The sequence below is a fragment of the Actinomycetospora lemnae genome (genome assembly GCF_028737315.1).
Classification (GTDB): Bacteria; Actinomycetota; Actinomycetes; order Mycobacteriales; family Pseudonocardiaceae; genus Actinomycetospora; species Actinomycetospora lemnae.
On sequence record NZ_JAQZAO010000001.1, the window covers coordinates 434,610 to 455,247 of the forward strand.

The window sequence follows — 20,638 nt, forward strand, 5'->3', positions numbered from 1 at the left end:
CGCTCACGCCATCGCGGTGCCGGGCGCGAGTGCCGGTGATCGGGGCGTCGGGCGCCCCGCCGTCAGGCCACCTAACCCTCGGTCCCGGTGCGCGGGGGCTCGTGGTCGGCGGAGTCCTGCCGCGGCTGGCGCGGGCGCTCGCTGTGCCCGACGTAGGGGCTGCGGCCCTCGAGCACCTCGGCGGCCTCGATGATCCGCGCGTCGGGAACGGCGCCGAGCTGGGTGGACTCGCGCTTGTAGCGGTTGGGCTTCTCCGCCTTCTTGGCGGGACGGTCGTTCGCGATGAGCACCGCCACCCACGGCAGCGGCACCGACAGCACGATGAACGCGACCGCCACCCAGGGCCACTGGAAGGCGATGCCGAAGATCCCGGCCAGCACGAGGCACGGGATGCGGCAGGCCATGATCAGCGAGTACCGCTTCTTCCGGGCCGCGAACTCCTCGTCGTACGAGACCGCGGCCTCGGTGATCAGGATGGGCCCGTCGTCGTCGTGACGTCGGTTCACGCTCGTCGCCTCCTCGGCACCTGCCGTCCCCCGCGGGTGCCCTCACACACCACCCTGAACCCTGGACGGGTTGGGCGCCACCGGAGCGCGGTCGGCGGCCCCGGGCGCGCGCCGGTCAGGACTCGATCAGGAAGCCGACTCGGCCTTCGCCGCCTTCGCCGCCTTCTTCTGGGCCTGCTTGAAATCGCGGACCTCGCCGAGCGTCACCGGATCGACGACGTCGGCGATCGAGCGGCGCGACCCCTCGTCGCCGTACGCCCCCGCGGCCTCGCGCCAGCCCTCGGGGCGCACCCCGCACTGCTTGCCCAGCAGCGCGGTGAAGATCTGCGCCTTCTGCTTGCCGAAGCCGGGCAGGGACTGCAGGTTCGCCAGCACCTCGCGCCCCGAGGCGGCGTCGACCCAGAGCCGCTCGGCCTCGCCGCCCCACTCCGCGACGAGCTGGCGGCACAGCGCCTGCACCCGCTCGGCCATCGAGCGCGGGTAGCGGTGCAGCGCGGGCGGGCCGGTGAAGGCGGCGACCAGCGCCTCGGTGTCGTACTCGGCGATGCCGGCGGCGGTCAGTGGGCCGCCGAGGCGCTCGGTGAGCAGCGCCGGCGACGCGAACGCCCGCTCCATCGGGAACTGCTGGTCGAGCAGCATCCCGATGAGCAGCGCGAGCGGGTTGGCGCTCAGGACCGCGTCGGCGTCGGCGTCCTGGGCGAGGGTCAGGTCGGGCACGGGGTCAGCCTCGCAGATCCTTCTCGAGCACGGCGAACACGAAGTCGTCGCCGCGGGGCTCGCCGACGCCCTCGGCGCCGTACGGGAACGGCCGGGTCTCGCCGGTGCGCACGTAGCCGCGGCGCTCGTACCAGGCGATGAGCTCGGTGCGCCGGTCGATGACGCACATCTCCATCGTCGTCGCGCCCCGCTCGCGCGCGTTCTCCTCCGCCGCCGCGAGCAGCGTCGACCCGACGCCGCCGGCCTGCACGTCCGGGCGGACCGCGAACATGCCGAACGACGCCGTCGTCGCGCCCTCCGGGAGGGTGACGGCCGCGCAGCCGAGGAGGTCGCCGGCCACGAGCATCGTGATCGTCGGGTCGGCGACGTCGGCGGCGAGCAGGTCCCGGGTGGTGCGCGGGCCGTCGATGAGGTCGGCCTCCGACGTCCAGCCCTGCCGTCCCGACGGTCCGCGGTAGGCGCTGTGGACGAGGGCCAGCAGGGAGTCCACGTCGGCGGCGTCGGCGATGCGGACGGTGAGAGAGGCGGTCACGGAGCCCCAGTGTGCCGGGTGAGCGGCCGCGGTTCGAGCTGATCGAGGCCGCGGTCGGCGTCGGCCGGGGTGCGGGGGACGACGGGCACGCCGCGCACCCAGAGCCGGACGCCGCGGTGCCGGATGGCGGCGGCGACGCGCAGGGTCACCGCCGGGTGGCGGACGGCGGCGGCCAGCACGGCAAGCGGGGTGGCCGCCCGGCGCCGCCCGCGCAGGGTCGCGACGAAGGCGGTCGCGCCCTCGCGGCGCAGCACGACCGTCGCGGCGAGCGTCGCGCCGGGCTCGGGCACGCGCATCCGGTACTCGCCGTCGACCGGGAAGAACGGCGAGACGTAGAAGTCCTTGTCGACGCGCGCCCGACCTTCGCCGTCGACGTCGAGCAGGTAGTGGTGCCGGCCGCCGTAGGTGTTGTGGACCTCGGCGACGACCGCGACCAGCGCCCCGGCCGCGTCGCGGCACCAGTACAGGGTGATCGGGTTGAACACGTAGCCGAGCACGCGGGCGTGGGCGAGCATCAGCACGCGCGCGGGTCGCGCGATCCCGCGCGCGGCGAGGAACGCGTCGAGGTTCTCGCGGATCGAGCGCCGCGGGTCGCCGAGGTGGTCGGCGCTGCGGAACCGCGCGAGCGGCCGCAGCGGCGCGGGCAGGCGGGGCAGGTCGTCGAGGTCGACGAGCCAGAGGTAGAGGCGCTGGGTGAACGCGTCGTCGAGCCGCTCGCGCCGCCGGTGACCGACCTCGGCCTCGTAGAGGAACGCCGTCACCACGTCACGCCGAGCGACGCGGCGGCCCGCGCCCCGGACGCGCAGCCGTCCTCGTGGAAGCCCCAGCCGTGGTAGGCGCCCGCGAAGGCGACGCGGTGGTCGGAGAGCTCCGGCAGCCGGCGCTGCGCGGCCACCGACGCCGGCGTGTAGGCCGGGTGCTCGTAGGTCATCCTCGCGACGACCGCGTCGGGGTCCACGCGGTCGGTGGCGTTGAGGGTCACGACGTGCGTGTCCGGCCCCGGCAGGTCCATCAGCCGGGTCATGTCGTAGCTGACCAGCACCCGGGACTCCCCCGGCACGCGCAGCAGGTTCCACGACGCGCGGGCGCCCGCGGACCGCGGCAGCACCGAGGTGTCGGTGTGCAGCCACGTCTCGTTGCGCGAGTACCGGAACGCCCCGAGCACGTCGACCTCGGCGGGCGTCGGCGCGAACAGCAGCCGCAGCGCGTCCGGCGCGTGGGTGGCGATCACCACGCGGTCGAAGCGGTGGTCGACGTCGGCGTCGTCGCGCAGGAGCACCCCGTCGCTCGTGCGGACGAGCGCGCGGACCGGCGTCGACACCTCCACCGCCGCGAGCCCCTTGGCCGCGCGCTCGACGTAGGACCGCGAGCCGCCGACCACGGTGCGCCACCGGTGCGAGCCGCCCACCGAGAGCATCCCGTGGTGGGCGAGGAACGCGAACAGGTAGCGCGCCGGGTACTGCCGCGAGAGCTCCGGGCCCGACGACCACACCGCCGACACCACCGGGATCGCGAACATCTCGACGAAGAAGGGCGAGTAGCCGCCCGCGTCGAGGAACTCGCCGAACGTCACGTCCTCGGCCAGCGGCGACGTCCCGTCGACCACCGCCCGCGCGGCGCGGTGGAAGCGCAGGACCTCGCCGAGCATCCGCAGGTAGCGGGGACGCGCGAGGTTGCGCGGCTGGGCGAACAGGCCCCGCGGCCCCCGGGCACCGGCGTACTCGAGACCGGTGGCCTCGTCCCGCACGCTCATGCTCATCTCGGAGTCCTGCGTCGCGACCCCGAGCTCGGCGAACAGGCGCAGCAGGTGGGGGTAGGTGACGTCGTTGTGGACGATGAAGCCGGTGTCGACGGCGAGCGCGCCGACGTCGTGGGTGTGCGCGTGCCCGCCGAGGCGGTCCTCGGTCTCGAACAGCGTCACCTCGTAGCGCCGCTGCAGCAGGTACGCCGCCGTCAGCCCCGACACACCCGCCCCGACGACCGCCACCCGCTCGCGCACGCCACCACTCCCCTAGGGATCCTCGAGGGGGACCGCCAGTCCGTCCGGGTCCCCGGCTGCCATGGCCTTCGCGACGGACTCGGTGAACGGTTCGAGTCCGAGGGCGCCGAGGGCGAATCCTGTGACCAGGTCGTGCCACGCCCTCGCGCGCCGCAGCATGGCGTGGCCGTCGCCGAGGACCTCGAAACGCGCGACGCGGTCCGAGACGGTCGCCACCCGCCCGGCGAACCACCGCGAGGCCTTCGGGCTGGTCATCCGCTCCCGGTCGCCGTGCGCGATGAGCACGGTCTGACCGGCGAGGTGCTCCCACGGCTCGCCGCGCTCGATCCACGGCGCGAGCCCGGCCACCCCGACGACGGCCGGGTCGCCGCCGACGCGCAGCGCCGCGCGGCCGCCCATCGAGTGGCCGACGAGCACGACGGGCACGTCGCCGTGGCGTTCCCGCAGGTCGCGCAGGGCCCACCGGGCGTCCTGCACGGGGTCGAGGTCGGGGGCGTTCCAGCCGCGGTAGCGGTAGCGCAGCAGCCCGACGTCCACGCCGCGCCGCGCCGCCGCCGCGGCCACCGACCGAGCGAACGGCACCATGCGCAGGTACGGCAGCCGCAGCCCGTCGGCGGCGTCGCGGCCCTCCGGCCGGCCGCCGTGCAGGACGAGGACCGCTCCCGTGACGGGGTTCGACACAGCACGCCGACAGGGGGTGGCGGGGCGGACACGGTCAAGGCGCGGCAGGGTCACGGAACCATCCTGCGGCCGCCGGCCCGACTCAGCGCGCGAGCACCGACCCGACGGAGCGACCGGACAGGGCGAGGACCAGCTCGGCCGCGCTGCCGGTGACGGGCTCGCCCCGGCCGTGGGCCCAGTCCAGGTCGGTCGCCCGCAGCGCGGAGCCCGCGATGTCGACGCCGAACACGGTGCGGTCGCCGGGGCCGACGAGCTGGTCGAGCACGGTCCGCGCGGCCTGGTCGGCGCCCACCCGGCCGAGCCCGAGCGGCACCGTCACGTCCAGCCCGTGGATCACGACGTGGGTCAGCGAGCCGGCCATGCCGCCCCCCGGCTGCGCGAACGTGGCCATCGTCTCGCTGCGCAGGTCGGCGACCAGGACCTCGGGCGGCAGCACCGCGTCCGCGTCGGCGAGCCGGTCGGAGGTGCGCGTGACGTCGTACCCGTCGGCGGCCAGCTCGGCGGCGAACCGGTCGGCCGGGTACCGCGCGGCCATCGTCAGGTGGGCGACGACGTGGGCGACCGACCAGCCGGCGCACAGCGAGTCGGCGGCCCACCGGTCGGACCCGAGCGGGGCGAGCGCCTCCGCCAGCGCCGCGAACTCCCCCGCGACGAGCGCGTCGAGCGCACCGGGTGCTCCGGGTGCTCCGGGTGTCGTCATGCCGTGCCTCCGTCCTGGACGGTCTGGGTGAGCCGGACCTGGTTGCCCGACGGGTCGCGGAAGCCGGCGTCGAGGCCGTAGGGCCGCGCCTCGGGCTCCTCGGTGAACTCGACGCCGCGGGCGGCGAGCAGCGCGTGGTCGCGGCGCACGTCGTCGGTGGCCAGGAAGATCGCCCCGCCGAGGCCCTGGGACGTCACCGCGCGGATCAGCTCGCTCTGCTCGCGGGTGACGACGGGCGGCTCCGGGATCGCCATGAGGACCAGCTCCGGCCCGCCCCCGCCCGGTGGCCCCACGGTCAGCCACCGGAACCCGGCGAGCTCGGGGAACGTCGCGTCGGCGCGCAGCTCGAACCCGACCTTCTCCGTCCAGAACGCGCACGCGACCTGCTGGTCGTGCACCCAGACGTTGACGCGGTCGACGGCGATCACGCGCCCGAGACTAGGAAGCGGCCGGCGCCGGGTCCTCTCGAAAGCTCCGGTTCTGCGGCCGGCCGTACGACCGCACGACGCACCCCGGCACCAGCGCGTGGTCGTGGGCGGGCGGGAAGGCCGCGCGGTACGCGGTGGGCGTGCGCCCGAAGACGCGCCGGAAGCTGACGGTGAAGCTGCCGACGCTGCTCAGCCCCACCTCGGCGCAGATGCGGGCGACGGAGTGGTCGGTGTGGCGCAAGAGCGCCGCGGCGCGCTCGAGGCGGCGCGTGAGCAGGTAGGCGTGCGGCGTGATCCCGAACGCCGCGGCGAAGCGGTCGCTGAAGTACGCGGGGCTCAGGCCCGCGGCGCGCGCGAGGTCGGCCACCTCCAGCGGCTCCGCGTAGGACCGGTCGGCGAGGTCCCGCGCCCGCAGCAGGTGGCGGTCGACCGGGTGGGAGGTCGGCGAGGGCACCCCGCCATCATCGCGGGCCGGGCCGCCCGGCGTCACCGGCACCGAACCGCTCGCGGCCCCGCCGCGAACGCGGTCGCGGCCGACCCCGCCCGCCGGAAGGACACCGATGAAGACCGGAGACACCGCCCCCGACTTCGAGCTGGCCGACGACACCGGCACCCGCCGGACGCTCTCGGGGCTCCTGGCCGACGGCCCGGTGGTGCTCTTCTTCTACCCGCTGGCCTCGTCGGGCGGCTGCACCCAGGAGAGCTGCCACTTCCGCGACCTCGCCGGCGAGTTCGCGGCGGTGGGCGTCCAGCGCGTCGGCATCAGCGCCGACTCCGTCGAGGAGCAGCACGCGTTCTCGACGACGAACGCGTTCGACTACCCGCTGCTGTCCGACCCCGGCGGCGAGGTCGCCGCCCGGTTCGGGGCGAAGCGGTCGTGGCTGCCCGTCCTGCCGATCAAGCGCAAGACGTTCGTCATCGACACCGACCGGACGGTGCTCGGCGTCATCGGCGGCGAGATGAAGTTCGACCGGCACGCCGACGACGCCCTCGCCCTGCTCCGCTCGCGCCAGGGCGCCTGACGAGCGTCACGTGGCCCGCGCCGCGCGCGTGCCCGGGGGCAGCGGCAGGAACCCCGAGGTGCGACGCACGTACTCGGCGTAGCCCGGACGCCCCGACATCGCGCGCTCCGTGAGCTCCTTGCCCGTCACCGACACGAGCAGGTAGGTCATCAGCGCCGGCCCGACGGCCGTGACCAGCGCCAGCGGGTGTCCGGCGGCGACGACGAAGACGCCCCACCACACGCAGGCGTCGCCGAAGTAGTTCGGGTGGCGGGTGACGCGCCAGAGCCCGGTGTCGAGGACACGGCCCCGGTTCGCGGGGTCGGCCTTGAACGCCGCGAGCTGCGCGTCGCCGACCGTCTCGAAGACGAACCCGACCAGCCACACGACGACGCCGGCGACCACCACCGGCAGCACCGTCGCGGGCCGCACCATCGCCGCGAGCACGGGCAGCGCGACGACGAGCATGACGGCCGCCTGCGGCACGTACACCCGGCGCAGCACCGTCCCGGTGACCGCGCCGGGCGGGTGGTCGTCGCCGAGCATCGCGGCGTAGCGCGGGTCCTCACCCTTGCCGCGGTTGCGGCGTGCGATGTAGACCGCGAGACGCAGCCCCCACACCGCCACCAGCGCGAGCACGACCGCGCGCACGACACCGTTGCCGACCCCGAGGGCACCGGAGAGCACGAAGGACACCGCGCCGACGGCGACGAAGCCGAGCCCCCAGGTGACGTCGACGACGCTGTGGCGCCCGCTCGCCCGGGCCACCACCAGCGTCAGGCCGAAGGCCACGACGACCGTGACCACGGCGCCCGCCAGGAGGAGGCCGACGGTGATCACGATCCCGAGGTCCCGGCGTTGCTGCGGCTGCCCACCGACCAGTCGTCGCGGGTGGCCGGCATCCCGCTGCTGCCCCGGCCGGTGGGCCGCACGAGGAGGATCTGGTCGACGCCCATGCGGTTCTCCTCGAACGCCAGGGCGCCGCCCGCGAGGTAGAGCCGCCACATCCGCGCGCCGCGCTCCCCGACCAGCGCCACGGCCTCGTCGAAGCGCTCCTCCAGCGTGGCGAGCCAGGCGCGGATCGTCGGGACGTAGTGCTCGCGCATCACGTGGACGTCGCGGACCTCGAGGCCCGCGCGCTGCAGCAAGGTCAGCGTGTCGCCGACCGGGCGCATGACCATGTCCGGGGTCACGTAGGTCTCGATGAACGCCCCGCCGCCCGGCGCGTCGGCGCCGCGGGACATCTGCTGCACCAGCGCCCGCCCGCCGGGGCGCAGCGCGCCGTGGAGGGTCGCGGCGAAGGTCGGGTAGTGCTCGTCGCCGACGTGCTCGCCCATCTCGATCGCACTGACGGCGTGGAACGGGCCGTCGGCGGCGGTGATGCGGAGGGCGACGTCGCGGTAGTCGAGCAGGTCGACCTGCACCTGCCCGGCGAGGCCCTCGGCGCGGATGCGGGTGTTGACGTGGTCGCGCTGCTCGCGGGAGATCGTCACCGCGCGGACCTGCGCGCCGTGCTCGCGCGCGGCGTGGACCGCGAGCGAGCCCCAGCCGCAGCCGATGTCGAGCAGGCGCCGACCCGGGGCGAGGTCGAGCTTGCGGCAGATCATCTCGAGCTTGTCGTGCTGGGCCTGCGCGAGGGTGCTCGCGGGCGAGGTCCAGTAGCCCGACGAGTAGGCCATCGACGCGTCGAGCAGCAGGGCGTAGAAGTCGTTGCCGGCGTCGTAGTGGTGGGCGATGACGTCGCGGTCGCGACGGCGGCTGTGCAGGCGGCCGCGGACGCGGATCGCCTCGGGCGGCGGCGCGGGCTTCGGGCCGAGGAGCCCGAGCCGGGCGGCCGTGACGCCGAGCCCGGGCAGCTCGCGGGCACCCGGGCGGCGCGCGGCGATCGTCCCCGAGCGCACCAGCGCCCACATCGTCGACAGCCCCGCGGCGAGGTCGCCGTCGACGTCGAGGTCACCCGAGACGTAGGCGTGCGCCAGCCCCATCTCCCCCGGCTCCCACAGCAGACGGCGCAGCGCCCGGCGTGAGCGCAGCACGACCGTCGGTACCCCCGGCCCGGGTCCCGCCCCGGCCTCGCTGCCGTCCCAGGCCCGGATCCGCACCGGCACCGGCCCGTCGAGGAACGCCCCCACCGCGGCGACCACCCGCTGCGCTGCCCCTGCACCCACCCTGATCTCCCTCCGCCGTGTCGAGACGTGATCGGACGAGAGGGCCCGGCGGTTCATCGGGAGCAGCCGTCCGCACGACCGGGTCGGCGAACCGGTCTCGCACGGCGCGTCGTTCGGGTGATCGGGATACGGAACGTGCTGAGATTCACACTCATGGGGGTGGGACTGGGGGTCAACGACGTCCCGATCGTGGGAGAGCCGATCGCGTACGGCGTCGGGTTTTTCGTGTTGTTGTTTGTGTGCTTCTCGACGGTCCTGCGCAAGTACTTCGTCACCTTTGCCCACGAGGGCGGTCACGCCTTCATCGCGGCCCTGTTCCTGAAGCCCTCGATCACGCTGGAGATCAAGGACAACGGGAACGGAGAGACAGGCTGGGCCCGCGCTACCTGGTTCCACAACTTCGTGAACTGGGTGGTGGGCTACGCGACCCCGCCTCTGCTCGGTCTCGCGGCTGCAGCCCTCATCGCCATCGGCAACCCCTGGGCAGTGCTCCTTGCGACCATCGTGCTCTCCATCGCGGCGATCCCGTTCTCCATCAAGGGGCTCGCTTTCGTGGTGCCTGCTCTGCTGGTTCTTGGGGTCGGCTACGCCCTCATCGCAGCGTCCGCCGAGCTTCAAGCTGCGATAGCGGTCGGCATCGCGTGGCTCCTGCTCATCGGCGGAGCGGCCGACAACCTCGCGATCGGGAACGGGAAGTACGACGCGAAGTTCCTGGCCGGGGCCACCTTCATCGTCCCGGCGATCATCTGGGAGCTCCTCTGGGCATTCGTGTCGGTGTTCACCCTCATCGTCGGCGGCCAGCTCCTCCTGCGCCCCGGCTACGCCGTCGGCTAGGGGCATCCACGCATGCACGACGCGGCCGGGCCCGACATGATCCGGGGCATGGCGCGGCAGGACCGACTCCGACGGATCTCCCAGGCCCACGACCGTCGGCGGCCGGGGCGGGCGATCCGGCTCTGGCGCAAGGTGGCGATCTGGGTGCTCTACCCCCGCACCGACCGGGGCTTCTGGTACGGGTTCGCGATCGACCTGCTGTGGCCCGTGCTCATGGCCGTGGCGCGCTGGGACTTCCGCGGCGGGGAGCGGGTCCCGACGTCGGGCGGGGCGCTGCTCGCGGTCAACCACCTCTCGCACGTCGACCCGATCGTCCTCGTGTCGTACGTGGTCGCGCAGGGGCGGGTGCCGCGGTTCCTCGCGATGAAGGAGCTGTGGTCGCAGACGGTGGTCGGCGCGCCGTTGCGCGGGGGCCGGCACATCCCGGTCGACCGCTCGGCGTCGGGCATCGAGGCCTACCGCGCGGCGGTGGAGTCGGTGCGCCGCGGCGAGGTCGTCGTCGTCTATCCGGAGGGCGGTTTCGCCACGCACTCCGACGGCTGGCCCCGCGCGGCCCGCACCGGCATCGCCCGGATGGCCCTGGAGACCGGCGCCCCGGTGATCCCCGTGGCGCAGTGGGGCGCCAACCACCTGCTGCCCCCGACGGCGAAGCGCCCGACGCTCGTGCCCCGGTCGACACTGCGGGTGCTCGCCGGCGCGCCGGTCGCCCTCGACGACCTGCGCGAGCGCCGCATCGGGCGCACGTCGCTGCAGGAGGCCACCGACCGGATCATGGGCAGGATCACCGAGCAGCTCGCGGTGCTGCGCCAGGAGGACCCGCCCCAGCACCCCGAGCCCCGGCAGCCGGAGCACCCCGGGTCGTCGCAGGAACGGGGCGCCGCCGGCATGTGAGCACCCCGGAGGGCCGTGGCCCCCCGGGGTGCTCGACGTGCCTGGCTAGCTGTTCATCTGCTTCTGCATCTCCTCCACGACGGTCGGGTCGACGAGCGTGGACGTGTCGCCCAGCTCCTCGCCCTCGGCCAGGTTCTTGAGGAGTCGCCGCATGATCTTCCCCGACCGCGTCTTCGGCAGGTCGCTGGCGAAGATCACCGTCGCCGGCCGGGCCAGCTTGCCGATCGACTGGGCGACCTGCTCGCGCAGCGCCTGCTCCAGCTCCTCGGTGCCCTGCTTGTCGCCCTTGAGCGACACGAAGGCGACGATCGCCTGCCCGGTGTCGTCGTCCTTGCGCGCCGCGACCGCGGCCTCGGCCACGTCGGCGTGCTCGACCAGCGCGCTCTCCACCTCGAAGGTCGAGAGTCGGTGGCCGGACACGTTGACGACGTCGTCGATGCGGCCCATCAGCTGGATGTCGCCGTCGGCGTCGTACTTGGCGCCGTCACCGGCGAAGTACGCGTCGGAGTACTTCGACCAGTAGGTGTCCTTGAAGCGCTGGTCGTCGTTGTAGAGCGTCCGCATCATCCCGGGCCACGGCTGGGTGAGCACGAGGTTGCCGGTCTGCTCGACGCCGAGCTGGTTGCCCTCGTCGTCGCGGACCTCCGGCCGCACGCCCGGGAACGGCTGCTGCGCCATGCCGGGCTTCAGGGTGGTGATGCCGGGCAGCGGGGTGATCAGGATGTGCCCGGTCTCCGTCTGCCACCACGTGTCCATGATCGGCGCGTGGCCGCCGCCGACGTGGTTGCGGTACCACTCCCAGACGTCGGGGTTGATGGGCTCACCGACGCTGCCCAGGATCTTGATCGACGACAGGTCGTGGCCCTCGAGGTACTGCTCGCCCGCCTTCATGTGCGACTTGATCGCCGTCGGCGAGGTGTACAGGATCGTCACCCCGTACTTCTCGATGATCTTCCACCAGACGTCCTTGTCCGGGTAGCCGGGGACGCCCTCGAAGAGCACCGACGTGCACGCGTTGGCCAGCGGACCGTAGGTGATGTAGCTGTGCCCGGTGATCCACCCGATGTCGGCGGCGCACCAGTAGACCGAGTCGTCCTTGACGTCGAAGACCAGGTTGTGGGTGGTCGCGACGCCGAGCAGGTAGCCGGCGGTGGTGTGGACGACGCCCTTGGGCTTGCCGGTGGAGCCCGACGTGTAGAGGAGGAACAGCAGGTCCTCGGAGTCCATCGGCTCGCACGGGCAGCTCTCGGGGTCGTCCGAGACGTTCGCCGTGAGGTCGTCGAGGTAGACGTCGCGGTCGCCCATCGGGATGTCCGCGCCGGAGCGGCGCACGACGACGACCTTCTCGACCGTGGTGGGGCCGGCGTCGAGGCCCTCGTCGGCGTTGGTCTTCTGCGCGCCGGCCTTGCCGCCGCGCATCGCCTGGTCCTGGGTGATGAGGACCTTGCACTCGAGGTCGTTGCAGCGCTCGGCCACGGCCTTGCCGCTGAAGCCGCCGAACACCACCGTGTGCGGCGCACCCAGGCGGGCGCAGGCGAGCATGGCGACGACGGCCTCGGGGATCATCTGCATGTAGATCCCGACCGGCACGCCCTTGCCGACCCCGAGCTCCTTGAGCCCGTTCGCCATCTTCACGACCTGCCGCTGCAGCTCGGAGAACGTGATGTCGCGCGCCTCAGGGGAGTCCGGCCCCTCGTCGGGCACCACGTGCAGGGCGACCTTGTCGCCCTTGCCGCCCTCGACGTGGCGGTCGACGCAGTTGTAGCAGGCGTTGAGCTTGCCCCCGACGAACCACTTCGCGTACGGGAGGTTCCACTCGAGGACCTCGTCGTACGGCTCGAACCAGTCGAGGCGTTGCTTGGCCTGCTCATCCCAGAATTCCCGGAGATCTTGGTCCAACATCTCCGGCCGCACGTTCGCCGTCTTCGACAGCTCCGGGTCCGGCGGGTAGGTCTTGCCCTCGGTGGCCGTCTGCTCCGACATCCGTGTGTGCCCTCCCGGTCGTCGTCCGCACCGCGAGCGCCCCACGGCGCGCGGTGCCCCTTGCGGTGTGCGCACTGTCACGCACGACCCGAGCCGAGGCAACGGTGCGTTCGGAGGGGCCGTGGACAGGGTCCGCGAAGATCGACCGCACGCGCAGTGTGACGATCTCCGACGTGTCACGACCGGACCACCCCGACACGCACCGCGCCCCCGCGGCGGGTGCTGTCGATCCTGATGCCCGAATGTGGCGTGGCTTACTCCAAGCGTTCGCACACGGTGGCTTCACCGTGGACGGCGTGGCCGCGCTGCTCGGCCCGACGGCCCGCGCCGCGCTCGACCGGGGCGAGACGACGCCGGCCCGCCGCGCGGTCCGCGACGCCGGCGAGGCGGGCACCTTCGTGCGCCTGTTCCTGCTCGGCGACCCCGTCCCCCGCGCCGAGGCCGCGGCCGCGCTCGCGCCCGCCGACCTCGACGAGGCGATCGACGCCGGGCTGCTGGCCGTGGATGACGGGCAGGTGACGGCCGCCCTCGACCTGCGCCCGCACGGCGACGCCGCGATCCCCGACGCCGCGCCGTGGTGGGTGCTCTCGGACCTCGAGGTCGGCCCCACCACGCGCACGGCCGACCGCGAGCACGTCCTGGGCACCGGCGCGGCCTCGCTGTCGCTGGCGCGGGCCATGGTCCGCCGGCCGGTCGGGACACTGCTCGACGTCGGGACGGGGTGCGGGGTACAGCTGCTGCACGCCTCCGGGCACGCCGCGCAGCTCACCGGCACCGACGTCTCGCGGCGCGCGCTGGCCATGGCCCGCGTGACCTTCGCGCTCTCCGCCGTCGAGGCCGAGCTGCTCGAGGGACCGTGGCTCGAGCCGGTCGCCGGGCGGCGCTTCGACCAGATCGTCAGCAACCCGCCGTTCGTGCCCGGGCCGCCGCAGGTCGACCACGTCTACCGCGACGCGGGTCTGGGCGGCGACGGGGCGTCCGCGCTGCTCGTCGGGGCCCTGCCCGCGCACCTCACCGAGGGCGGGGTCGCGCAGCTCCTCGCGTCGTGGCTGATCACCTCCGACGACTGGACCGAGCGGCCCCGCACGTGGCTCGCCGAGGCGGCCCGGTCGGCGGCACCGGGCGGGCTCGACGCGTGGGTCGTGCAGCGCGACGTCGCCGACCCCGCCCTGCACGTCGGCACGTGGCTGCGCGACGCCGGCGTCGACCCCGCCTCGCCGGAGGGGACGGAGCTCTCGGAGCGGTGGCTCGACTTCCTCGCCACCGAGGGCGCGGTGGCGATCGGGTTCGGCTTCGTGACGCTGCGCCGGACCGCGCCGGACGTGCCGGGGACCGTGGTGTGCGAGGACCTGCGCCAGTCCCACGACGACCCGCTGGGCCCGGAGATCGAGGCGTGGCTCGACCGCACGGCCTGGCTCGCCCGCCACCCCGGCGACGCGCTGCTCGACGCCCGCCTGCGCGTCCCCGACACCACCGCGCTCGAGCGGGGCCTCGTCTCGACCGACGAGGGCTGGGAACCGGTCGCGGCGACGCTCGTGCGCCTCGACGGTCCGCAGTGGCGCCACGACGTCGACGAGCTCGGCGTGGCCCTGCTGGCCGGGTGTCGCGGGTACCTGCCGCTGCGCGACCTCGTCGACCTCCTCGCCGTCGCCCACGGCCGCGACCCCGACGAGCTCGCCGCGGCCGCCCTACCCGTCGTCCGGGACCTCGTGCACCACGGGATGCTGGTGCCGGCATGAGGACACCGTGAGGGCCGTCGTGAGCCGCGTGACCGAGGCGCGGGTGGTCGTCGACGAGGAGACGGTCGGGGAGCTGGACGGGCCCGGGCTGCTGGTGCTGCTCGGCGTGCACCGGGACGACGGCCCCGACGCCGCGGCGACCATGGCCCGCAAGCTGCACGAACTGCGCCTGCTGCGCGACGAGTCCTCCTGCGCGGAGACCGGCGCGGGTCTCCTCGTCGTCAGCCAGTTCACCCTCTACGGGGACACGCGCAAGGGTCGCCGCCCCTCCTGGTCGGCGGCCGCGGCGCCCGAGGACGCGCGGGCGGCGGTGGACGCGGTCGTGGCGGCGCTGCGGGAGCGCGGGGCGTCGGTGGCCACCGGGAAGTTCGGGGCCGACATGCGCGTTGTGTCTGTCAACGACGGTCCGTTCACGGTGATCGTGGAGACCTGAGCCCGCGGCGGCCGTCGTCGGGGCGAGACCCAGCGCAGCGGAGCTCGAGCGCGACGCTGGAGATCCTCGGACGTTGCTCGACGGTGGCGCGCGCCATGCGTCGGGGACGCCACATCGGGCACCCCACTCTTGTATCCCACGACGGGAACGAACGCCGCACCCGACGCGTTCGACCATGTGACGCGGCGCCACAGCACCTTCGCGCCGCGCAGGGAGGAAGCAATGACGGCGACACTCGCACCGCAGGCCGGCCCCGACGCGGCCGTGCCCACCGGGCCTGCTGAGAGCGACCTCGACGCCCAGGGCCCTGCGGCGGACCTCGTCCGTGTCTACCTCAACGGTATCGGAAAGACCGCGCTGCTGACGGCCGCCGACGAGGTGGAGCTGGCGAAGCGCATCGAGGCCGGCGTCTACGCCGCACACCTGCTCGAGGAGGCCGAGGAGCTCGACGGCCAGCGCGCCGCCGACCTCCGCGCCGTCGCCCGTGACGGCCGCCGCGCCCGTGCGCACCTGCTCGAGGCCAACCTGCGCCTGGTCGTGTCCCTGGCGAAGCGCTACACGGGCCGGGGCATGCCGCTGCTCGACCTGATCCAGGAGGGCAACCTGGGTCTGATCCGCGCGGTGGAGAAGTTCGACTACACCAAGGGCTTCAAGTTCTCGACCTACGCGACGTGGTGGATCCGCCAGGCCATCACCCGCGGCATGGCCGATCAGGCCCGCACCATCCGCCTGCCCGTCCACCTGGTCGAGCAGGTCAACAAGCTGGCCCGCATCAAGCGCGACCTGCACCAGACCCTCGGCCGCGAGGCCACCAACGAGGAGCTGGCCGAGGAGTCGGGCCTGGCCGTCGAGAAGGTCGCCGACCTGCTCGACCACAGCCGCGACCCGGTGAGCCTGGACATGCCGGTCGGCTCCGAGGAGGAGGCCCCGCTCGGGGACTTCATCGAGGACGCCGAGGCCACGGACGCCGAGTCCACGGTCATCTCCGGCCTGCTCCACGACGACATGCGCCGCGTCATCGCGACGCTGGACGAGCGCGAGCAGAACGTCATCCGGCTGCGCTACGGCCTCGACGACGGGCAGCCGCGCACGCTCGACCAGATCGGGCGCCAGTTCGGGCTCTCCCGCGAGCGCGTCCGCCAGATCGAGCGCGAGGTCATGGTCAAGCTCCGTGACGGTGACCGCGCGCGTCGCCTCAAGGCCTACGCGGCGAGCTGACACCGGTCGATTCGGGTACGGAGCGTCACCGGATCGGTCCGGTGACCTCCGCCCCATCGACGCCTTGACGGTGACTCACGAGTAACGGCAGTCTGAATCACACGGGCCGGGTGTGACCCCACTCACGTGGGGCCACCGGTCCGGCCAACCACGAGACGGGCGCGGCCCGTCGGCGACGGGAGACCGGGACGGTCGGGGGCCGGCCCGGTCTTCCGGCTTTCGTCGTGTCTACGGCACCTCGCCGGTCAGCGCCACGGTGCGCTCCCCCAGCGGCGCGTCGAGCGTCGCCTCCAGCGGCGGGTAGACCAGCTCGCGCGTGCACGGCCCCGGGCCGGTGCTGAACTGCACGACGCGCAGGACGACGCGCTGCGTGCCCTGCTCGACGACCTCGAGGCGCGCGTCGGTGCACCCGCCCGCGCGCCCGTACACACCGACGACCCGGTCGCCGCGCGTCCACACCAGCGTCGGCAGGCCCGCCGGCAGCGCGGCCGTGTCGACCCGGTCCCCCGCCACCGCGGTCGCTCCGGCCGGCGGGGTCGCGACCAGCGGGTCCGGGGTGGCCGGCGACGGCCGGTTCGAGGGTGGCGCGTCGGTCGGGATCGTCGACGACGGCGGCTGCGGCGACGTCCCGGGCTGCTCCGGGGTCCCCGCCGACCCGCAGCCCGCGGCCAGCAGGACGAGGGCCGCGAGCAGGCCGAGCCGCACGATCGGCAGGGTCACGGGAGCGGTGCGCATGGTCGTCCGACCGTAGGGCGCGCATCGCCCCTCCCGCGCCCGCACCGGGTCATCCGTGCGGGTGGGGTTCGAGCCCAGCGCTCAGCGCAGACCTCAGCGCCGACCTCAGCGCCGACCTCAGCGCCGACCTCAGCGCGGGCCTCAGCGCAGCCGGCGCGGGCCGCCGTCGCGGGGGCCGGGCGGCGGGCCGAGGATGACCGTGACGCCGGTGGCGTGGGCGCCGCGGTCGGCGGCGAGGACCGGGTCGAGGACCAGCGAGCGGATCTCCGGCACGGCGTCGGCGAGCACGCCGATGCGCAGCACGAGGTCCTCGAGCGCCGGCAGGTCCGCGCGGCGGGCACCGCGGTAGCCGTCGAGCAGCGGGGCGGCGCGCGGGGCGCGCACCAGCGTCGCGGCGTCCATCGTCGACAGCGGCGTGGAGCGGTAGGCGCGGTCGTCGAGCAGCTCGCCGACGACCCCGGCGAGCCCGAACGACACCAGCGAGCCGAACGACGGGTCGTCGCGGACCTCGACGACGCACGGGATGCCGGGCGGCGCCTGCACCTGGACGTACACCTCGTCGCTGCCCGAGAGCTCGACCAGCTGCGCGTAGGCGCTCGAGATCGCCGAGGACTCGGTGAGCCCGACGTGCACCCCGCGCAGGTCCGTGCGGTGGCGCCAGCGCCGGTCCGCGGTCTTGAGCACCACCGCCCCGCCCAGCTCGCGGGCCGCGGCGACGGCGTCCTCGGCGGAGGTCACGCGCCGGAACGGGGCGACGATCACCCCGACGCAGCGCAGGAGCGCGTCGGCCTGCTCGTCGGAGAGCACGGTGCGCGGCGCCGGCGCGATCTCCGCGACGAGCGCCCGGGCCGCCTCGACGTCCACGCCGGAGGGCACCACGAAGTCGCCGACGGGCCGCGAGCGCCACTGCGTGTAGCGCACGGCCCGGGACAGCGCGAGCACCGCGCGCTCCGGGCTCGGGTACGACGGGATGCTGCCGCGCCCCGGTCCCCCGCCGGGGCCGTCCGGCACCGTGAGCACCTCGGGGACGCCCTCCGAGGCGAGGAACGTCGAGACCACCGGCTTCTCCGCCCCCCGCACCGCGTCGGCGAGCGCCCGCGCGTGGTCGGTGGGGTCGGTGGTGACCGCCGGGACGAAGACCACCACGAGGGCGTCGCACTGGTCGTCGGCGAGCAGGTCGGCGACGGCCGCGCGCAGCTCCTCCGCGCCGCTGGCGGTGCCGAGGTCGACCGGGTCGCGGGCCAGGAACAGCCCCTGGGCGAGCACCACGTCGGCCGCGAGCACTCCGAGCGCCGTGGAGTTGCCGACGATGCCGATCCGCGGCCCGGGCGGCAGCGGCTGGTGGGCGAGCAGCTGGGCGGCGTCGAAGAGCTCGTCGACGGAGTCGACGCGGATGACCCCGGACTGGTCGAACACCGCGCCGACCGCGGCCTCGTCGATGGGCTGCGCGCTGCCCGCGAGGCCCGGTGCGGCGGCGACGTGGCGCCCGGTCTTCACGGCGATCACCGGCTTCTGCCGGGCCAGCCGCCGGGCGACACGGGCGAACTTGCGCGGGTTGCCGAAGGTCTCGAGGTAGAGCAGGACGACGTCGGTGTCGGGGTCGGTGTCCCAGTACTGCATGAGGTCGTTGCCCGACAGGTCGGCACGGTTGCCGGCGGACACGAACGACGACAGGCCCAGGCGGCGGCTCGCGGCGGCCTGGAGGATCTGGATGCCGAGCGCGCCGGACTGGCAGAAGAACCCGACGCGGCCCGGCGGCGGCAGGGTCGGCGCGAGGGACGCGTTGAGCGCGACCTTCGCGTCCAGGTTGATGACGCCGAGCGCGCTCGGCCCGACCACCCGCATCCCGTTCGCCCGCGCGTCGGCCACCAGCTCGCGCTGCGCGGCGAGCCCGAGCGGGCCGGTCTCGCTGTACCCCGAGGTGATGACGACGAGCGCGCGCACGCCCTTCGCCAGGCAGGCGTCGAACACCCCCGGGACCTCGTCGGGCGGGACCGCGAGCACGGCGAGGTCGACGTCGTCGGGGATGTCGGTGACCGTCGGGTAGGCGCGCACGCCCCGGACCGAGCGCGCCTCGGGGTGCACCGGGTAGACGGGGCCGGTGAAGCGGGCGCGCAGGAGGTTCGCCAGCACGACGTGGCCGATCTTGTTCTCGTCCGGCGAGGCGCCGACGACCGCCACCGACCGCGGCGTGAGCACGTTGGCGACGCTGCGGGCCTCGGCGCGCTGCTCGCGGGCGAGCTGCACCTCACGGCTGCGCGGGGTCGCGGCGACGTCGAACTCCAGGTGCAGCGTCGAGCCCTCGAGCGCCCGGCTGACCTCGAACCCGGCCTCGCGGAACACCCGCACCATCTGCTGGTTCTCGGTGAGCACCTCGGCGACGAAGCGGGTCAGCCCGCACTCGCGCGCCGCCGCGGCGAGGTGCTCGAGCAGGATCGAGCCGAGCCCCCGGCCCTGGTGGTCGTCGCGCACGACGAACGCGACCTCGGCGGCCGTCGACTCCGCGAGCCGCACGTAGCGCCCGATCGCGATGATCTCCCGGCCGAGCCACAGCACCAGGGCGACCCGGTCGTGGTGGTCGACCTCGACGAAGTTCTTGAGGTCGCGCTCGGGGATCTGCGGGTAGGGGCTGAAGTAGCGGAAGTAGCGGGTGCGGTCCGAGAGGCGCGCGTGGAAGGCGACGACGTCGTCGGCGTCCTCGGTCGAGATGGGCCGCAGGTGGGCCGTCGCGCCGTCGGAGGCGACGACGTCGGCCTCCCAGTGCGCGGGGTAGGGCGCGTCGGGTACTGCCCGGACCTCTGCGGTGATGGCGTCGGGGTCCGCCGTGTCGGTCATCCTCGCCCTTTGGGTCAGGGGTGTCAGTCGCGGGTGTCCTGGGGGTCGAGTCCGTGCAGCGGGTAGACCGCGCGGCGCGTCTCGAGCAGGAACGGGTCGACCTCGACCTCGGTGAAGCCGCCCCACGGCTCGAAGTCGGTGGGGGCCTCCTCGGTCATCGAGGTCGGCAGCGGCCGGCGGGTCTTCTCGCTGGCGTAGGAGGTCCAGCCGGCCGGGATCGGGCGGGCCGGGTCGATGTCCCGGTCGAGCACGGTGGCCAGCAGGTGGGTCCACGAGCGGGGCACCGCCCGGTAGAGCCCGTAGCCGCCCCCGCCGAGGGCGAGCCACTTGCCGTCGCTGTGCTCGGCGGCCAGCGCGCGCAGCGACCGGTAGATCGCCCGGTGCCCGTCGACCGAGAGCGACAGCTCGGCCAGCGGGTCCTCGTGGTGGGTGTCCACCCCGCACTGGGTGACCAGGATCTGGGGCCGGAACGCGCGCAGCAGCCCGGGGACGACGGCGTGGAACGCCCGCAGCCACCCGGCGTCGCGCGTGCCGGGCGGGAGGGCCAGGTTGACCGCGGTGCCCGAGGCGCGGCCGCCGCCGAGCTCGGAGGCGAAGCCCGTGCCGGGCCACAGCGTGCGCGGGTGCTGGTGCACCGAGATCGTCAGCACCCGGTCGTCGTCGTAGAACGCGGCCTGCACGCCGTCGCCGTGGTGCACGTCGGTGTCGATGTAGCAGATGCGGTCGTAGCCGTGGTCCAGCAACCACGAGATCGCGACCGCGCAGTCGTTGTAGACGCAGAAGCCCCACGCGTGGTCGGCCATGGCGTGGTGCAGCCCGCCGGCGATGTTCACCGCCCGGTCGGCGCGGCCCTCGGCGATCTCGCGAGCCGCGGCGATCGAGCCCCCGCACACGAGGGCGCTGGCCTCGTGCATGCCCTCGAAGATCGGGTTGTCGGTGGTGCCGAGCTGGTGGCGCGGGTCGTCGCCCTCGAACGGCGCGCGGCGCACGGCGTCGAGGTACGACGCCACGTGGATGCGCTCGACCTCCTCGTCGGGCGCCGGCGCGGGCACCAGCGGTTCGACGCCCTCGAGCACCCCGAGGGTGGTCGCGAGGCGCATCGTGAGGTCGAGGCGCACGGGGTGCAGGGGGTGGGACTCCGAGAGCTTGTAGCCCAGCAGGCTCTCGTCCCACACCACGGCCACGCGGGCCGGGTCCACCGTCGCCCCGGAGCTGGTCACGCCCCGAACCGTACCGGG

General features: G+C 74.2%; 21 protein-coding genes. 6 read left to right on the forward strand and 15 right to left on the reverse strand.

The genetic code is table 11. From position 1 onward, the window contains the following. Positions 1-71: 71 nt before the first annotated feature. The 9 genes from PGB27_RS29340 to PGB27_RS02160 all read right to left on the reverse strand — a co-directional run bounded on the left by PGB27_RS29340 (position 72) and on the right by PGB27_RS02160 (position 6,017). A complete protein-coding gene (locus PGB27_RS29340; protein WP_332843737.1) occupies positions 72-506 on the reverse strand; it encodes a DUF3099 domain-containing protein in 435 nt (144 codons plus the stop codon). Positions 507-632: 126 nt separating this feature from the next. Further along, positions 633-1,223, reverse strand: coding sequence for an HhH-GPD-type base excision DNA repair protein (locus tag PGB27_RS02125; RefSeq protein ID WP_274198678.1), 591 nt, complete (start codon positions 1,221-1,223; stop codon positions 633-635). A gap of 4 nt (positions 1,224-1,227) precedes the next feature. After that, positions 1,228-1,755 carry a GNAT family N-acetyltransferase gene (locus tag PGB27_RS02130; RefSeq protein ID WP_274198679.1) on the reverse strand — a complete coding sequence of 176 codons (528 nt, stop codon included), beginning with the start codon at positions 1,753-1,755 and terminating at the stop codon, positions 1,228-1,230. After that, positions 1,752-2,519: a DUF1365 domain-containing protein gene (locus tag PGB27_RS02135; protein WP_274198680.1), complete on the reverse strand. Its 768-nt coding sequence runs from the start codon at positions 2,517-2,519 to the stop codon at positions 1,752-1,754. Before PGB27_RS02135 ends, PGB27_RS02130 begins: the two co-directional genes overlap by 4 nt. Beyond that, the gene (locus PGB27_RS02140; protein ID WP_274198681.1) at positions 2,513-3,754 is read right to left on the reverse strand and encodes an NAD(P)/FAD-dependent oxidoreductase; all 1,242 of its coding nucleotides are present in this window, start codon (positions 3,752-3,754) and stop codon (positions 2,513-2,515) included. Before PGB27_RS02140 ends, PGB27_RS02135 begins: the two co-directional genes overlap by 7 nt. A gap of 12 nt (positions 3,755-3,766) precedes the next feature. Beyond that, positions 3,767-4,435, reverse strand: coding sequence for an alpha/beta hydrolase (locus PGB27_RS02145; RefSeq protein WP_274198682.1), 669 nt, complete (start codon positions 4,433-4,435; stop codon positions 3,767-3,769). A gap of 82 nt (positions 4,436-4,517) precedes the next feature. Next, positions 4,518-5,135 carry a maleylpyruvate isomerase family mycothiol-dependent enzyme gene (locus PGB27_RS02150; protein WP_274198683.1) on the reverse strand — a complete coding sequence of 206 codons (618 nt, stop codon included), beginning with the start codon at positions 5,133-5,135 and terminating at the stop codon, positions 4,518-4,520. Then, entirely contained in the window at positions 5,132-5,563 is a 432-nt protein-coding gene (locus PGB27_RS02155) for a VOC family protein (protein ID WP_274198684.1), read from the reverse strand. The genes PGB27_RS02150 and PGB27_RS02155 overlap by 4 nt, the downstream gene beginning before the upstream one ends. A gap of 10 nt (positions 5,564-5,573) precedes the next feature. Then, positions 5,574-6,017 carry a helix-turn-helix domain-containing protein gene (locus PGB27_RS02160; RefSeq protein WP_274198685.1) on the reverse strand — a complete coding sequence of 148 codons (444 nt, stop codon included), beginning with the start codon at positions 6,015-6,017 and terminating at the stop codon, positions 5,574-5,576. Positions 6,018-6,123: 106 nt separating this feature from the next. On the opposite strand from PGB27_RS02160, the gene PGB27_RS02165 reads away from it, so the two are divergent. Beyond that, the gene (locus PGB27_RS02165; protein WP_274198686.1) at positions 6,124-6,585 is read left to right on the forward strand and encodes a peroxiredoxin; all 462 of its coding nucleotides are present in this window, start codon (positions 6,124-6,126) and stop codon (positions 6,583-6,585) included. A gap of 6 nt (positions 6,586-6,591) precedes the next feature. Here the strand turns inward: PGB27_RS02165 and PGB27_RS02170 are convergent, their stop codons facing one another. Then, positions 6,592-7,404, reverse strand: coding sequence for a DUF1295 domain-containing protein (locus tag PGB27_RS02170; protein WP_274198687.1), 813 nt, complete (start codon positions 7,402-7,404; stop codon positions 6,592-6,594). After that, positions 7,401-8,732 (reverse strand): SAM-dependent methyltransferase, encoded by a 1,332-nt coding sequence (locus tag PGB27_RS02175; RefSeq protein WP_274198688.1) that lies wholly within the window; start codon positions 8,730-8,732, stop codon positions 7,401-7,403. Before PGB27_RS02175 ends, PGB27_RS02170 begins: the two co-directional genes overlap by 4 nt. 159 nt (positions 8,733-8,891) lie before the next feature. Here PGB27_RS02175 and PGB27_RS02180 point away from each other — a divergent pair, with 159 nt between their 5' ends. After that, on the forward strand, positions 8,892-9,566 hold the full coding sequence (locus tag PGB27_RS02180; protein WP_274198689.1) for a M50 family metallopeptidase: 675 nt from the start codon (positions 8,892-8,894) through the stop codon (positions 9,564-9,566). A 48-nt stretch (positions 9,567-9,614) separates the two neighbouring features. Then, entirely contained in the window at positions 9,615-10,457 is an 843-nt protein-coding gene (locus tag PGB27_RS02185) for a lysophospholipid acyltransferase family protein (RefSeq protein WP_274198690.1), read from the forward strand. A gap of 45 nt (positions 10,458-10,502) precedes the next feature. Here PGB27_RS02185 and acs read toward each other — a convergent pair whose 3' ends face one another. Further along, the gene (acs, locus tag PGB27_RS02190; RefSeq protein WP_274198691.1) at positions 10,503-12,440 is read right to left on the reverse strand and encodes an acetate--CoA ligase; all 1,938 of its coding nucleotides are present in this window, start codon (positions 12,438-12,440) and stop codon (positions 10,503-10,505) included. A 242-nt stretch (positions 12,441-12,682) separates the two neighbouring features. Here acs and PGB27_RS02195 point away from each other — a divergent pair, with 242 nt between their 5' ends. From PGB27_RS02195 to PGB27_RS02205, 3 genes are all read left to right on the forward strand, one after another. Further along, positions 12,683-14,179 carry a DUF7782 domain-containing protein gene (locus tag PGB27_RS02195; RefSeq protein ID WP_274198692.1) on the forward strand — a complete coding sequence of 499 codons (1,497 nt, stop codon included), beginning with the start codon at positions 12,683-12,685 and terminating at the stop codon, positions 14,177-14,179. A gap of 7 nt (positions 14,180-14,186) precedes the next feature. Further along, positions 14,187-14,612 (forward strand): D-aminoacyl-tRNA deacylase, encoded by a 426-nt coding sequence (gene dtd, locus PGB27_RS02200; RefSeq protein WP_274198693.1) that lies wholly within the window; start codon positions 14,187-14,189, stop codon positions 14,610-14,612. Between the two features lie 222 nt (positions 14,613-14,834). Continuing rightward, positions 14,835-15,830 carry a sigma-70 family RNA polymerase sigma factor gene (locus tag PGB27_RS02205; protein ID WP_274198694.1) on the forward strand — a complete coding sequence of 332 codons (996 nt, stop codon included), beginning with the start codon at positions 14,835-14,837 and terminating at the stop codon, positions 15,828-15,830. 228 nt (positions 15,831-16,058) lie between these two features. Here the strand turns inward: PGB27_RS02205 and PGB27_RS02210 are convergent, their stop codons facing one another. The 3 genes from PGB27_RS02210 to PGB27_RS02220 all read right to left on the reverse strand — a co-directional run bounded on the left by PGB27_RS02210 (position 16,059) and on the right by PGB27_RS02220 (position 20,620). Further along, on the reverse strand, positions 16,059-16,565 hold the full coding sequence (locus PGB27_RS02210) for a hypothetical protein (protein ID WP_274198695.1): 507 nt from the start codon (positions 16,563-16,565) through the stop codon (positions 16,059-16,061). A gap of 141 nt (positions 16,566-16,706) precedes the next feature. Then, a complete protein-coding gene (locus PGB27_RS02215; protein ID WP_274198696.1) occupies positions 16,707-19,400 on the reverse strand; it encodes a bifunctional acetate--CoA ligase family protein/GNAT family N-acetyltransferase in 2,694 nt (897 codons plus the stop codon). Positions 19,401-19,423: 23 nt separating this feature from the next. Then, complete coding sequence (locus tag PGB27_RS02220) at positions 19,424-20,620, reverse strand: acetoin utilization protein AcuC (protein WP_274198697.1); 1,197 nt, start codon at positions 20,618-20,620, stop codon at positions 19,424-19,426. Between the last annotated feature and the right edge of the window lie 18 nt (positions 20,621-20,638).

Bases quoted from the DNA above. Each gene is read 5' to 3' on its own strand.
- PGB27_RS02210 (WP_274198695.1), bottom strand. From the start codon at position 16,565: ATGCGCACCGCTCCCGTGACCCTGCCGATCGTGCGGCTCGGCCTGCTC.
- PGB27_RS02185 (WP_274198690.1), top strand. From the start codon at position 9,615: ATGGCGCGGCAGGACCGACTCCGACGGATCTCCCAGGCCCACGACCGT.
- PGB27_RS02215 (WP_274198696.1), bottom strand. From the start codon at position 19,400: ATGACCGACACGGCGGACCCCGACGCCATCACCGCAGAGGTCCGGGCA.
- PGB27_RS02195 (WP_274198692.1), top strand. From the start codon at position 12,683: ATGTGGCGTGGCTTACTCCAAGCGTTCGCACACGGTGGCTTCACCGTG.
- PGB27_RS02205 (WP_274198694.1), top strand. From the start codon at position 14,835: ATGACGGCGACACTCGCACCGCAGGCCGGCCCCGACGCGGCCGTGCCC.
- PGB27_RS02150 (WP_274198683.1), bottom strand. From the start codon at position 5,135: ATGACGACACCCGGAGCACCCGGAGCACCCGGTGCGCTCGACGCGCTC.
- acs (WP_274198691.1), bottom strand. From the start codon at position 12,440: ATGTCGGAGCAGACGGCCACCGAGGGCAAGACCTACCCGCCGGACCCG.
- PGB27_RS02165 (WP_274198686.1), top strand. From the start codon at position 6,124: ATGAAGACCGGAGACACCGCCCCCGACTTCGAGCTGGCCGACGACACC.